A 13,187-nucleotide genomic window follows, 5' to 3' on the forward strand; every position below is an offset into this window, starting at 1 on the left:
TTAAAAATATCCTGTAACAGATAAATACCAACCGGTTTGCTTCGGTAATGCTGCAATCGCGCCTAAATCAATATATGCCGCCGTCACACTAACATGCTTGTTGGGAAACCAAGCCACAAACACATCGCGCCAATTGCTTTCTTGCAAACCAAGGTTATCTGGCTTCTGGCGATATTCAACACCCACTGCTAAGTGCTTGTTAAGCAAAACAGCCGACGATAACTCAAGTTGTAAACTGCGATCATGGTTGGCCGAGCCAAAGCCGAGTAGCCCCATTTCATTTGCAGACGTACTGCGTACCGTGGTATTCCATAATAGGTTATACCCAAATGCCGCGCCTAAATGTAATTTACTGGCAGAAAGATAATAGTCATAACCTGATATATCTGCTGTGCCCAGCGCATTGGCAACCCCTGGAGTATCTAGCTTTTTATATTGCACACCAAACGCCAGTTGCGGCCATTGACTATAAACCAAGTCGCCATAGAGCCTGATCTTAGCGCCGGTAATGCTCTGTGAAAGCTCAGTATTCAGCGGGTTAACTTTGAAATCTTGTTTAGCGTAACTCAGCTCTAGCCTGTTGAAAAAGTTTGCTTGCGCGCCACACACATTCAAAGAGAAATCATCCACATCGGCTTTAGTGCAAAACCCAGATATTGACCACTCATCTTCAGTGGCATAGCCAGCTAGTTGTGCCCAAGGGAGCAACCCGCCCCCGCAGCACCCTCGACTTGTGAAACACCCGGCGTGCCGAGCAATTTACCACTAGCTTGCGATGCAAAGCTCACAGAAAGACAAATAACTAACAGAGTATGAGCAATAGCTAGTTTCATAACTTATCTTCGTTAACTGAGTCAGAAAATAGATTTTCGAAACTATCTCGTTTCTCTGGCGGGTTCACTTCAAGTGCGATCTCACTATTGCCATCAACAAACTTTAAATCATCAATTTTAATTGTACGCAGACGCTCAACACCAATTTTTGCTCTCGCATGCCAAATAGTGATCGCTTCAAGCTGCTCTTTGGCATAAGGCATAGTCACTAAACCTAACGCTGAGGTTCTTATTGCAGGCTTATCATCATAAACGTAAATGTAACCCACCATCGAATCATGAATATTACAGCCAAGCACCACAATACCAGGCTCGGAGAAATCTAACGGGGCTTTAGGCTGCCCGTGGTAAAGCTTTAACTCAAATGTTTTGGCTTCAGAAAAAGAGTAAACATGATGGCGAATATCATCACTATTCGGAAAGCTTACCTTCGCCCCTTTTGGCACCACTAGCACATGTGGTAAAAACGCTTTATTGACTTGATCCATCACATAGGGCGTTGAACTCATTGCGCCTCGAGTCTGTTCGCCTTTTAAAACAAAACTTACCACCGCATCTGCAAGTGGCTGATTAAGCTGGTCAACAACCTTAATAGTGGTTTTTGCTGAGGCAAAAACGCAAGAGAACAGCAAAAACGCTGAAATAATTAGACGAGTCATATTGTGTGCTTATAGCGCAAGAATAGTAAAAGGTTAGAAGCATATAAATCGAAAGTCTATAAAAGTGTGTTGAACCACAATAATAAAAAACTGTTCGATTATAAGGTATTACCTGAACTCCCCTTTGAGATAGTCTTTTCTTTTAGGTACAAATGGTATATTTTATCGCCGATTTATAACAACATGGATAATTCTTATGGAAGAAATAAACCAACTCGCTCAACCTGAGCAAAAAACACATCAAGTTCTATTCACTGGTAACACCAAAGACTATTTTGGTATTTGGACGGTAAACATCTTACTCAGTATTCTCACCCTCGGTATTTATTCGGCTTGGGCAACGGTAAGAACAAAGCAGTACTTCTATGGCCACACTTCAATTGACGGTCATCGCTTCAATTATTTAGCGACCCCTATGCAAATTCTCAAAGGCCGTATTATTGCTTTTGCTATTTTTGCACTATACATCATATTAACGACGTATAGCCCTGCAATGGCTGTGGCATTTTTCTTAATTTGGGCAGTCGCAATCCCTTGGTTAATCAATCAAAGTTTACGCTTCAATTTAAGAATGACGAGCCACCGTAATGTGCGCTTCGGCTTTAAAGGGAGTTACTTAGATGCATTGACACATTTTGTGTTACTGCCAATCGTCGGGGCATTAACGCTTTATATCGCGATGCCTTGGGTGATGAAAAAAATCGACACTTATATTCATAATAATATTGAATACGGTAACAAAGCCCTAAAAGTCGAACTTTCAGCAGGCCGCTACTATGGTGCAGTATTGAGATGCTTAATTGTTGCAATTGGCTTTGGTGTCATAAGTGCAATTATTGCTGGCGTAGCAGGAAGTTTTGGTGATCCTGGATCTCTTGGTGTAGCCATGGTGTTTATCTCACTAGGTTTTAACTTCTTAGCGATCAGCCTACTTGCAGGTATTTACCAAAGTAAAATCCGTAATCATATTTTTGCTAACGCTCAACTAGAAGATGTCGCGACATTTGAGTCAAAACTGGACTCTGTGGAATACTCAATGCTACTTGCAACAAATGCGCTAGCCATTATCTTCTCGCTTGGTCTTGCCTTCCCTTGGACAAAAGTACGTAAAGCGAAAATGCTTGCAGCAGCAACCACAATCACATTATCTGAAAATGCCGAACAGGTAATGGAAGTATATCGAGAGTCGCAATCTTCTTTAGCTGAAGAAGCGGCGAATGTGTTTGACGTAGATATTTCTCTAACTTAAGCATATGAAGATATTAGGTACATTATATCCCGCAGGTAGTAGCAAAGCTGTTAACTGCTCAGCTTCGGTATTTGACTCTAAGCTGATGTTGAATCATGAAGACGGTAAACAAGAAAGCTACGACTTTGTAAGTGCGGTTTTAGGAGAGCCTATCTTAGGCCAATCTCAAGAAATTACATTCAGTGATGGTAGCCGCTTTTTACCAGAAGATGCCAAGTTTCGCTGGCCAACCAAGCGCAAACGTTTAAAGCTGGTAGAAAAATTAGAGCAAAATCTATTCGCCGTAGTTGGCGCCATCGTTCTTAGCCCTATTTTAATCTACTGTATCATGTTCAAGGCCGTGCCAGAGTTTGCCGTGCAAACCTACGACTTAGTACCCGATTCAGTGGTGCAAGAGATGGGTGAGCAAGCTATGTTTGCCATAGAAAAAGCAGTGCTCGAGCCAACCACTTTATCAGAGCTAGAACAGCAAGCTGTGGTTCAACTTTGGGACGATAGTTTGCACAAACTGTCTTTATCAAAAGACCACTTTAAGCTAAGTTTTTATCAGTCTGATTTCTTTGGTGCTAATGCGTTTGCGCTCCCGCATGGCCAAATCATAGTGACCGATGATCTAGTTAAAAGCATGCAAGAACATCCATTAGCACTACAAGCTGTCTTACTTCATGAGATAGGCCATGTTGAAAAGCAGCATAGTATTCGAATGGCAGCGCAAGCCGCAGTCGGTGCAATTGCCTTTGCGATGATATTCGGTGATTTAGAAGGCTTCGCCGAAGTGTTACTCGGAACGGGTTCGACTGTTTTGCAGCAACGCTTTTCACAAGATATGGAAAAAGAAGCTGACGAATATGCATTACAACATATGAAGCAGCACGGCCTCGACCCTAAAGAGTTTGCCAAAGCGTTAGAAATAATCGTTGAGCAAGCAGGCATTGAACTAGAGAATGATGAAGAGGGTGCATGGAGTAAGTACTTATCTACTCACCCAAGCATTAAATCTCGCATTGAATATGCAAACGCATTTTAGTTTCTAGCAACTAGAACAAGACTGTAATGCCACCCAACCGAGGTGGCATTTTTATACCAACCGTTAAATAGCTTTTAAGATATGAAGGTTACTCTTAGAGAAAAGCCTTAACTACTCAGAGAGAAAGATATTAAGCAATAAACAAAGACGCTATTTAGTCATAGATTAGTAGTAGAAAGAAGAGAAAATTTTTCTGAGACAAATAAAAAACCCAACCGTAAATATTTAAATCTTAAACATTTACGGTTGGGTGTGAGTCAGCCTGTAAGCCGGGTTCTGTCCCTCTTGCGAGGTGATAATCATTCGTCTAGGCCTAGCATTGCTACTAGGCTCAAGCAACCTACCCGGTTCCGGTGTGGGCCACACCATAAGGAACCCTATTTGGTCTTGCTCCGGGTGGAGTTTACCTTGCAACCAACTGTTACCAGTGGCCCGGTGCGCTCTTACCGCACCCTTTCACCCTTACCAACCTAAGTTGGCGGTCTCCTCTCTGCTGCACTTGTCGTAGGCTCTCGCCCCCCAGCCGTTAGCTGGCACCCTGCCCTGTGGAGCCCGGACTTTCCTCCCCCTGATCATTTTCGTCACAGGCAGCGATTATCCGGCTGACTCAGGCGGGCGATTATACGCAAGATACAGTAAAATCACACGCTTTTTTGCGGTTAATCGTCTTTATCGGCTATCACTGCTTTGTATAGTGCATTTTTCTTAAGGTCAAAGTACTCAGCAACCACACCACAGGCTTTTTTCAGCGGCATTTCAGGCTCAAGTAAACTCAGCATTTTACGTGCATCGGCTGGTATTTCGTCTTGTTGTTTGGCTTTCCCAGGCAGCATTAAAACTAGCTCACCTCGCTGCTTCTCTGGCTCATTGGTCAAATACTCAATCAATTCGCCCACCGAGCCACTAAAGAAAGTTTCGTATGTTTTAGTCAGCTCTTTTGCAAATACAACATGCTGCTCGGCGCCTAATGCGGTTTGCATATCTTCAAGACTGGCCATAATGCGATGCGTACTTTCATACATGATACTGGTAATGCCACTTTCAAACGCATCGACAAAGAATTGCTGACGGGCTTGGCTTTTCGCCGGTGTAAAACCAATGAATTGGAATCTATCTGTCGGTAATCCCGAACAACACAATGCGGTGATCGCCGCACAAGCACCAGGCACTGGCGTGACCGCAGCGCCTTCATTGCGGCATAAATTCACAACTGCATAACCGGGGTCGCTAATAAGCGGTGTGCCCGCGTCTGACACTAATGCAATATCAAGCCCTTCGTTTAGCCAATCTAAAATCTGCTGTGCTTTTTGTTTTTCGTTATGATCATGCAGCGCAAAGGTTTTTGCTTTGATATTGAAATGACTCAATAACTTACCAGTATGACGCGTATCTTCAGCGGCAATTAAGTCAACCTCTGCTAAAGTTGTTAAAGCACGCTCACTGATATCGGCCAAGTTACCGATTGGTGTTGCGACCACGTAAAGGGTACCAATTTTGTCTGTATTCTGTGCTTTTGTCATTGAGCTCTCCAGTTTCAGTCAGTAAGATATCCCTTTGAGGAATGTTTATCGTTAGGAAGTTGCGGTGCGACTGAAAGTAATTTGTCTTGTAATAGGTGTATTGTCGGGTTTATCGGCGTGTAGTACAACCGAAAAATCACTAGCTCAACCTCGTGCGGTGCAGAATCAGCCGCAAACTCAAGCACCCGAAGTCCTCAATGCGGAAGGGCTACTTAACAAAGCGCGAGCCAAACAAGGCGCATCTCGTATCCAGCTGCTTTATAGTGCCCGTGAAAATGCTATAAAAGAACAAAACTGGCCTATTTTAGAACAAGCCTGCCTCGCATTAGAACGAAACGAAACTGTCGATTATGTGCAAAATAAACTTTATATCGCACTAGCAAGAACTGAACTTAATAATTACAGTACAGCACTCAACATTCTTAAAACTTTAAAAGAACGCTTGTCTTTACCTGAGCATAAAGCGTGGCACCAGTATTTAATGGGCCGTATTTATGCATCTCAAGGTATGCCGAAAAAAGCGCTTACCTATTATTTTAAAACGGCCGATTTAAGCTTCACTCATAAGGTAGAGGTGGCAAATTTAAATGATGAAATCTGGCAAGCATTGCAACAACTTTCATCTTATGCGTTAGAGCGCTTCGACCGGGGTACTGTGGTTCAAAGAGGCTGGGTAAAATTAGCAAAATACCAACAAATTTATATCGGTTCAGGTATACAACTTCATCAAGCGCTTAATAATTGGCAGCGTCGGTTTGTTAATCACCCCGCGACTTACATTTTGCCTAAGAAAGTTCAAAACGCGGTAAATCTTGCCCCCTATCAGGCAAAACGTATCGCTGTACTACTACCCCAAAGCGGTAGTAGTAAACGCCTAGGCAGCGCCCTAAAAAATGGGTTCTTAGCAGCAATGGATCACAGTGAGATTACAGAAATCACTTTTATTGACGAGCAACTCAGTGCTGAAGACATAGACAGGCAACTCGCCACTCAACAATTTGACTTTATCATTGGTCCGTTACTTAAAGACAACATTGAAAAAGTGAGTAACAGCAGCGCCATTCAAAGCACACCTACTCTTCACTTAAATACTTCAGAAACCTCTAGCTTAGCAGGTGAACAATACTTTTTTGCCCTGAATCCTGAGCATGAAGTCGAACAAGCTATGGTGCATTTCTTATCGCAGAAATTTCAAAAGCCTATGTTATTGGCACCAGATACACTATCGGGTTTAAGACTCGTTAATCATTTCAAAAATGAATGGCAAAACTATAGCCTAATAGAACCAGAAGTAGGCCTATATACAGATAGCAAAGATATGGCGAAAGTCGTAGCTAACTTACTTGAGGTAGACGCTTCTAAAGAGCGGATCAAAGCTGTAAAAAGCCTATTCAGGAAAGAGGTAGAGAGTGAAACGCGTTCTCGCATGGATATTGATGTCATCTACATTCTAGGCGATGCCATCGAAACACGTTTATTGAAGCCTTATCTTGACGTCAATGTCAGTACTTTTGCCAAACGCATTCCTCTATACGCAAGCTCAAGAAGCTACTCTAAGCGTATGGATCACACTGACAAAGGCGACCTTGAAGGCTTATTCTTTACTGAGCAGCCTTGGATGCTAAACAAATCAGTTGATAAGTTTAATCTAAGAGCACAATACGATGCACTCTGGCCTGAACAAGCAGATATAGAGCAGCGCTTATTTGCCATGGCCTTTGACGCCGTTCACCTTATCCCTGAACTGAAACAATTAGCTAAGATCCCTGGTAAAGCTTACTCTGGCCTAACAGGTAAACTCAGCATTAAAAATAATAATACCGTTGAAAGGCGATTAAACTGGGCACAATACAAACAAAAACAAATTCAACTGGTGCAACTTGAAGAACAAAAACCAACACCGCTGTTTATGCAAAATCATAATCGCTTCCAAGAAAGCTTAAGGGATTAATTCATCATTAAATAAGGGATTGTATGCTAAAAGGATTGTTTGCCAATACACGTGCCAAAGGCATGCACTACGAGCAACTAGCAGAGCAATATTTACAGGCGCGAGGGTTAAGAGCCGTTGCTCGTAATTATAATTGCAAATATGGTGAGATAGATCTCATCATGGAAGATCAAAGCACCCTAGTTTTTATTGAAGTCAAATATAGAAAAAGCCAAAGCTACGGTGGCGCTATTGCAGCTTTAAGCCGGTCTAAGCTTCAAAAGCTGCAGAGAAGTATTTATCATTACTTAGAGTGCAAAAAACTAAAGAATTTACCTATACGAATAGACTTTATTGCTATCGAAGGGGTGAGTTCAGATAATATAAAGTGGATTAAAAACATATATTAATTATGCAAGAATCAATAAAAACAATTTTCACTGAGAGTATTCAAGCACAAATCGCTGCAGGAGAAGTCCTTCCTGATGTTCTTGAAGCTGCAGCTATGACAATCGTGCAAGGTTTAATTAATGGTAATAAAGTAATCTGCTGCGGTGAGTCTAGCTGTAATATGCTTGCTGAGCACTTTGCTGGTCTGCTTATAAACCACTATGAGACAGAGCGACCTTGCCTTCCTGCTATCGCTTTATCACAAAATCATATTCACTTAGACATGCATAATAATGAACATGATAGCGACAAGTTTTCGCGCCAAGTTCGTGCCTTTGCGCAACAAGGCGATTTACTGGTGGTGTTCGCTATTGATGGCAATGAAAAGAATATTATTTCTGCAGTAGAAGCAGCGCTTACCAAAGACATGAAAGTCATTGCGCTAGTGGGTGATGAAGGGGGGGAGTTAATTGGCCTACTCGGCCCTAATGACGTTGAGATATTGACACCAAGTAAGCGCCCTAGCCGTATTATTGAGTCAAACTTATTCAATGTGCACTGTCTTAGTCAATTAATTGATAACACCTTGTTCCCTCAGGATGATCAGTAATGCCATTTAAACACCTAATAATTATTACCACTCTTATCCTCCTTCAAGGCTGCGCTGCCGCCGTTGTAGCTGGTACAGCCAGTGCTGTGTCTGCCGCCAATGATAGACGTACCATAGGCTCGCAAATAGACGATAACAACATTGAAATAAAAGCGACCTTAGCGCTTAAAAGAGTACCTAATCTAAGTGAGCAAGCTAATATCAGTGTCGTCAGTGTCAATGGCACCATTTTACTTGTTGGCCAAGTACCTTCTAATAATCTAATGTCGCAAGCTACACAAGCTGTCAGGAATGCTGTTACCGTCAAGAATATCCATAACCAATTGCGCATTGGTACACGCATTGGCATCGCCACACAAACCCATGACACTTGGCTGACTTCAAAAGTTAAAACCAAGCTACTCACTGCAGAGACCATCACAGGTAATAACATCAAAGTGGTCACAGAGAACAGCGAAGTTTTCTTAATGGGCTTAGTATCAGAAGAAGAAGCTGATATGGCAGTTGAAATCGCTCGTCATGTCAACGGTGTAAAAAGAGTCGTAAAAGCTTTTGAATACTTATAGTGCAAAGGGTTAATGACAAGTGCGTAGCACTCATTTCCTTTGCGCAAGGTGAATTGATTTCGCGATGAAGTCACGCTAATCGTCTCCAACGGCGAACTTACGTACAAAGGGTTAATGACAAGTGCGTAGCACTTCATTTCCTTTGCGCAAGGGCGACGAATGACCGAAGCAACGCTTCGCAGCTTGAGGAGGTGAGCGCAGGACGCGCGATGGAACCAAGCTACAGGATGTATTACAACTAAATTTTAACACTAAGAAAAGTTAACCCTCTACCTCAGCACCTCAACACCTCAACACCAGCTAAAACAGCTCATTCCACCTTGCGCAAAAGAACCGTACTCACTTCGTTCGCAATCGGTAACCTTTTGCACTGTAAATAAAAAACCCGCCGAAGCGGGTTTTTTAAAATACAAATAAGTGCTTTAAAGCACTTATTTCACAACGCGAAGATGAGCGCCTTTTTTCTTTTCAGGCTCTTTGGGCTTCTCTTCAATGGCTTCAACAACCTCTTCAGATTCAACCTGCGGCTCTTCTTCATACTCAGGAAAGGTTTCTTGAGTAAAAACGGTACCTTCACCGTTCTCACGCGCATATATTGCCAGTACAGCGCCCATAGGCACATACACCTGCATAGGTTGACCAGAAAAGCGGGCATTAAAGCTTAGCTGCTGGTTATCCATATCAAAGTGGGTCACTGCACTAGGACTAATGTTTAAAACAATTTGACCATCTTGTACAAACTGCGTTGGTACTTGAACCGCTGGATATTCAGCGTTCACGACCAAGTGCGGCGTGCATTCATTATCGACAATCCAATCGTAAAACGCTCTGAGCAAATATGGGCGATTTGGCGTCATTATGCTCTGATCTCACGCTCAGCTTCTGTTAAAGAAGCTTGGAATGAATCACGCTCAAATAAACGAAGCATGTATTCTTTAAGCTCTTTTGCACCTGAACCATTAAGGTCGATACCCATTTCAGGTAGACGCCATAATAGTGGTGCTAGGTAACAATCTACTAGGCTGAACTCTTCACTCATGAAGTAAGGAGCTTCAGTAAAGATTGGCGCAATTGCAAGAAGGGCTTCAGTTAACTCTTTACGAGCCTGATCTGCATCGCTGCCACCTTGCTTGATTTTAGCTGCTAATGTATACCAATCAGTTTCGATACGGTGCATCATTAGACGGCTACGACCACGCATTACTGGGTATACAGGCATTAATGGTGGGTGCGGGAAACGCTCATCTAAATATTCCATGATGATGTTCGCTTCATATAAACCAAGCTCACGGTCGATCAATGTCGGTACTGTGCCATATGGGTTTATTTCGTGAAGCGCTTCAGGCAGGTTATCTTTTTCTGCTAAGTGAATATCTACACTCACACCTTTTTCGGCTAAAACGATACGTACTTGATGGCTATACATACAGTTAGCACCTGAGAAAAGCGTCATTACAGGGCGCTTATTGGCAGCTACGGCCATGCCTACCTCCATTAAAATTACAATAAGTAATAAATCATTATAAACAGCAATAGGGGCATGCGCCCCTATTACAAAATTACTTTAAGAATGTATCACTGTATTAGTGAACATCTCTCCAGTACTCTTTCTTCAAGAAGAAGGCCAAGATAAATAAGATTACTAAGAATCCTAACACCTTATAACCTAGCGCTTCTGATTTTAAGCGAGTTGGTTCACCAACATAAGCCATAAAGTTCGTTAAGTCACGTACTGCTTGGTCGTACTCATCAGCACTCATCTCACCAGAACCATCTGTTGTGATTTCAACTACTTTTTGAACTTTAACACCGTGCTCTTCAACTTCTTCAAAACGTGCAGTTGGCACACCTTGAAGTTCTTGAAGTACATGTGGCATGCCCACTGATGGGAATACTGAGTTGTTTACACCAAACGGACGACTTTCATCTACATAGAAAGACTTCAGGTAAGTGTAAATCCAATCAGCGCCACGTACACGTGCAACTAATGTTAAATCTGGCGGTGGAGCACCGAACCAAGTTGCAGCATCTTCGATCTTGATTGCATTATTGATATGACTACCAACTTTAGAACCATCAAAGATAAGCGTTTCTTGACCGATCTCTACAGGAATACCGATGTCACGGAAAGTACGCTCATAACGCTGATACTGCATTTGGTGACAACCAAGACAGTAGTTCATGAACAACTTAGCACCACGCTGTAAAGACGCATTGTCAGTTAAGTCATGGTTTGACTCTAATAGTGGTACCGAAGGACCCGCTGCCATTGCAAAAGTAGGCAGCAATGCGAATAAACCAATAATTAGCTTCTTCATCATTTCGTTAACCTCTCAGGCAATGGTTTAGTCTGCTCATTCTTCGAGTATACAAATAGTAATACGAAGAACATGAAGTAAGTTACTGTCGTAATTCTCGATAGTACTGTAGACAAATCAGTCTGAGGTGTCGCACCAGCCCAACCTAGGATGATGAACGTTACAACGAACTGAGCAATGTTCAGCTTGTGCCACTTACTACGGTAACGAATTGAACGAACCTTACCACGATCTAACCACGGCAGTAATGCCAGTAATACGATAGATGCACCCATTGCAATTACACCCATTAGCTTATCAGGGATAGCACGAAGGATTGCGTAGAATGGCGTAAAGTACCAAACAGGGAAGATATGCTCTGGTGTCTTCAGCGGGTTAGCTGCTTCAAAGTTTGGCGCTTCTAGGAAGAAACCACCCATCTCTGGTGCAAAGAACACAACCCAACAGAAGAAGATTAAGAAACCAGCTACACCTAATACATCTTTAACTGTGTAATAAGGGTGGAACGGGATTGCATCAACAATATCTTTTTTGTTTGTGTAATATTCATGGAATTGGAACTTAGGCTTATCTTCTTCAGCCACAGAACCTTTCTTTCGCTTAATTTCAACACCATCAGGGTTGTTTGAACCCACTTCGTGAAGCGCAACAATGTGTAGGAATACTAGAATAACGAGTACAAGTGGTAATGCGATTACGTGAAGTGCAAAGAAGCGGTTAAGCGTCGCACCAGAGATTACGTAGTCACCACGGATCCACTGAGTTAGATCATCACCAATTACCGGAATAGCACCGAATAATGAAATGATTACCTGAGCACCCCAGAATGACATCTGACCCCAAGGTAGTAGGTAACCCATGAACGCTTCAGCCATTAATGCTAAGAAAATTAGCATACCGAATAGCCATAGTAGTTCACGTGGTTTTTGGTACGAGCCATAGATCATACCGCGGAACATGTGTAAGTACACGACCACAAAAAATGCCGAGGCGCCCGTTGAGTGCATGTATCTCAATAACCAACCATATTCAACATCACGCATGATGTATTCGATTGAAGCAAATGCGCCTTCAGCAGAAGGAACATAGCTCATTGTTAGCCAGATACCAGTTAGAATTTGGTTTACTAGTACTAAAATTGCTAAAGAGCCAAATAAGTACCAGAAGTTAAAGTTTTTTGGCGCAGGATATTGCGCGATGTGCATGTTCCAAACACGCGTCATTGGAATACGGTCATCAATCCAGTTGATGACGTTACCAACAACACCTGTTGAAGCGTTATCTTGTTTACCAGCCATTATGCAACCTCTTCTTCACCAACCAAAATGGTTGTATCATCAATAAAGGTGTAAGGTGGGATTTCTAAGTTTAGAGGTGCAGGCACCGCTTGGAATACTCGGCCGGCCATGTCGAACTTAGAACCGTGACAAGGACAGAAGAAACCTGATTCAGTACCTTCAACGAACTCACCGAAGCCACCATTAAAGAAGCTTGGTGAACAGCCTAGGTGAGTACAAATACCAACCGCCACGAAAATTTCAGGGCGCTTAGAACGGTATTCATTCTTAGCTGAATCTAATTGTTGAGGCTCTTCAGACTGCGGATCACGAAGTTGACCTTCGTGAGCTTTCATCTGCTCAAGCATTTTTGGCGTACGATTGATAACCCATACAGGTTTACCTCGCCACTCAACACGAATTAATTGTCCAGGCTCAAGTTTGCTGATATCTACTTCTACAGGCGCACCCGCAGATTTAGCTCGCTCACTTGGATTCCAAGACGCAATAAAAGGAACAGCAGCTCCAGCCGCACCAACACCACCTACAACAGAGGTAGCTATGGTCAAAAAGCGACGTCGGCTGTTGTCTACAGGCGCATTGCTCATCCACTTATCTCCACTATGATCCTCAACACTTGCTATATTGAGAACATCAGTTACAGCAGGTTAAATTAAGAAACTACAAAATAGACGCGATCATAAATAATTACCTTGATGAAAACAAGGTTATTACCCGTATCAAGACTAATAAAGCATGGATTTTACTACCCATTTTAGTCGTAGCCTCGAAAGCTAGTTAGTTATGA

General features: G+C 42.6%; 13 protein-coding genes, 1 other RNA gene and 1 pseudogene. 6 read left to right on the forward strand and 9 right to left on the reverse strand.

The genetic code is table 11. The features are described from left to right. A pseudogene (locus C1E24_RS11290) lies at positions 1 to 833 on the reverse strand (DUF3034 family protein). After that, complete coding sequence (locus tag C1E24_RS11295) at positions 830 to 1,492, reverse strand: methylamine utilization protein (RefSeq protein ID WP_138481507.1); 663 nt, start codon at positions 1,490 to 1,492, stop codon at positions 830 to 832. Before C1E24_RS11295 ends, C1E24_RS11290 begins: the two are co-directional and overlap by 4 nt. Positions 1,493 to 1,688: 196 nt before the next feature. On the opposite strand from C1E24_RS11295, the gene C1E24_RS11300 reads away from it, so the two are divergent. Continuing rightward, positions 1,689 to 2,741 (forward strand): YjgN family protein, encoded by a 1,053-nt coding sequence (locus tag C1E24_RS11300; RefSeq protein ID WP_138481509.1) that lies wholly within the window; start codon positions 1,689 to 1,691, stop codon positions 2,739 to 2,741. 4 nt (positions 2,742 to 2,745) lie between these two features. Beyond that, positions 2,746 to 3,768 carry a M48 family metallopeptidase gene (locus C1E24_RS11305; protein WP_138481511.1) on the forward strand — a complete coding sequence of 341 codons (1,023 nt, stop codon included), beginning with the start codon at positions 2,746 to 2,748 and terminating at the stop codon, positions 3,766 to 3,768. Positions 3,769 to 4,017: 249 nt separating this feature from the next. On the opposite strand, the gene rnpB is transcribed toward C1E24_RS11305, so the two are convergent. Further along, positions 4,018 to 4,378, reverse strand: an RNA gene (gene rnpB / locus C1E24_RS11310) — RNase P RNA component class A. A 49-nt stretch (positions 4,379 to 4,427) separates the two neighbouring features. Then, entirely contained in the window at positions 4,428 to 5,288 is an 861-nt protein-coding gene (rsmI, locus tag C1E24_RS11315) for a 16S rRNA (cytidine(1402)-2'-O)-methyltransferase (protein WP_138481513.1), read from the reverse strand. Positions 5,289 to 5,352: 64 nt separating this feature from the next. Here rsmI and C1E24_RS11320 point away from each other — a divergent pair, with 64 nt between their 5' ends. The 4 genes from C1E24_RS11320 to dolP are packed head-to-tail and all read left to right on the forward strand — an operon-like array spanning position 5,353 to position 8,784. Further along, positions 5,353 to 7,239, forward strand: coding sequence for a penicillin-binding protein activator (locus C1E24_RS11320; protein WP_138481515.1), 1,887 nt, complete (start codon positions 5,353 to 5,355; stop codon positions 7,237 to 7,239). Positions 7,240 to 7,262: 23 nt separating this feature from the next. Next, on the forward strand, positions 7,263 to 7,628 hold the full coding sequence (locus C1E24_RS11325; RefSeq protein WP_138481517.1) for a YraN family protein: 366 nt from the start codon (positions 7,263 to 7,265) through the stop codon (positions 7,626 to 7,628). A gap of 2 nt (positions 7,629 to 7,630) precedes the next feature. Next, complete coding sequence (locus C1E24_RS11330; RefSeq protein ID WP_138481519.1) at positions 7,631 to 8,218, forward strand: SIS domain-containing protein; 588 nt, start codon at positions 7,631 to 7,633, stop codon at positions 8,216 to 8,218. Beyond that, entirely contained in the window at positions 8,218 to 8,784 is a 567-nt protein-coding gene (dolP, locus tag C1E24_RS11335; RefSeq protein WP_138481521.1) for a division/outer membrane stress-associated lipid-binding lipoprotein, read from the forward strand. The genes C1E24_RS11330 and dolP overlap by 1 nt, the downstream gene beginning before the upstream one ends. 431 nt (positions 8,785 to 9,215) lie before the next feature. Here dolP and C1E24_RS11340 read toward each other — a convergent pair whose 3' ends face one another. The 5 genes from C1E24_RS11340 to petA all read right to left on the reverse strand — a co-directional run bounded on the left by C1E24_RS11340 (position 9,216) and on the right by petA (position 12,987). Beyond that, entirely contained in the window at positions 9,216 to 9,641 is a 426-nt protein-coding gene (locus tag C1E24_RS11340; RefSeq protein WP_138481523.1) for a ClpXP protease specificity-enhancing factor, read from the reverse strand. After that, positions 9,641 to 10,267, reverse strand: a complete 627-nt coding sequence (sspA, locus tag C1E24_RS11345) for a stringent starvation protein SspA (protein ID WP_138481525.1) — start codon at positions 10,265 to 10,267, stop codon at positions 9,641 to 9,643. The genes C1E24_RS11340 and sspA overlap by 1 nt, the downstream gene beginning before the upstream one ends. Positions 10,268 to 10,367: 100 nt before the next feature. Further along, positions 10,368 to 11,105: a cytochrome c1 gene (locus C1E24_RS11350; RefSeq protein WP_058028618.1), complete on the reverse strand. Its 738-nt coding sequence runs from the start codon at positions 11,103 to 11,105 to the stop codon at positions 10,368 to 10,370. Beyond that, complete coding sequence (locus C1E24_RS11355; RefSeq protein ID WP_058028617.1) at positions 11,102 to 12,400, reverse strand: cytochrome b; 1,299 nt, start codon at positions 12,398 to 12,400, stop codon at positions 11,102 to 11,104. Before C1E24_RS11355 ends, C1E24_RS11350 begins: the two co-directional genes overlap by 4 nt. Beyond that, a complete protein-coding gene (gene petA / locus C1E24_RS11360; RefSeq protein ID WP_138481527.1) occupies positions 12,400 to 12,987 on the reverse strand; it encodes a ubiquinol-cytochrome c reductase iron-sulfur subunit in 588 nt (195 codons plus the stop codon). The genes C1E24_RS11355 and petA overlap by 1 nt, the downstream gene beginning before the upstream one ends. Positions 12,988 to 13,187: the final 200 nt, after the last annotated feature.

The organism is Pseudoalteromonas phenolica, assembly GCF_005876835.1.
Classification (GTDB): domain Bacteria; phylum Pseudomonadota; class Gammaproteobacteria; order Enterobacterales; family Alteromonadaceae; genus Pseudoalteromonas; species Pseudoalteromonas phenolica_B.

Bases quoted from the DNA above. Each gene is read 5' to 3' on its own strand.
- C1E24_RS11295 (WP_138481507.1), bottom strand. From the start codon at position 1,492: ATGACTCGTCTAATTATTTCAGCGTTTTTGCTGTTCTCTTGCGTTTTT.
- C1E24_RS11300 (WP_138481509.1), top strand. From the start codon at position 1,689: ATGGAAGAAATAAACCAACTCGCTCAACCTGAGCAAAAAACACATCAA.
- C1E24_RS11305 (WP_138481511.1), top strand. From the start codon at position 2,746: ATGAAGATATTAGGTACATTATATCCCGCAGGTAGTAGCAAAGCTGTT.
- rsmI (WP_138481513.1), bottom strand. From the start codon at position 5,288: ATGACAAAAGCACAGAATACAGACAAAATTGGTACCCTTTACGTGGTC.
- C1E24_RS11325 (WP_138481517.1), top strand. From the start codon at position 7,263: ATGCTAAAAGGATTGTTTGCCAATACACGTGCCAAAGGCATGCACTAC.
- C1E24_RS11330 (WP_138481519.1), top strand. From the start codon at position 7,631: ATGCAAGAATCAATAAAAACAATTTTCACTGAGAGTATTCAAGCACAA.
- dolP (WP_138481521.1), top strand. From the start codon at position 8,218: ATGCCATTTAAACACCTAATAATTATTACCACTCTTATCCTCCTTCAA.
- C1E24_RS11340 (WP_138481523.1), bottom strand. From the start codon at position 9,641: ATGACGCCAAATCGCCCATATTTGCTCAGAGCGTTTTACGATTGGATT.
- sspA (WP_138481525.1), bottom strand. From the start codon at position 10,267: ATGGCCGTAGCTGCCAATAAGCGCCCTGTAATGACGCTTTTCTCAGGT.
- C1E24_RS11350 (WP_058028618.1), bottom strand. From the start codon at position 11,105: ATGATGAAGAAGCTAATTATTGGTTTATTCGCATTGCTGCCTACTTTT.
- C1E24_RS11355 (WP_058028617.1), bottom strand. From the start codon at position 12,400: ATGGCTGGTAAACAAGATAACGCTTCAACAGGTGTTGTTGGTAACGTC.
- petA (WP_138481527.1), bottom strand. From the start codon at position 12,987: ATGAGCAATGCGCCTGTAGACAACAGCCGACGTCGCTTTTTGACCATA.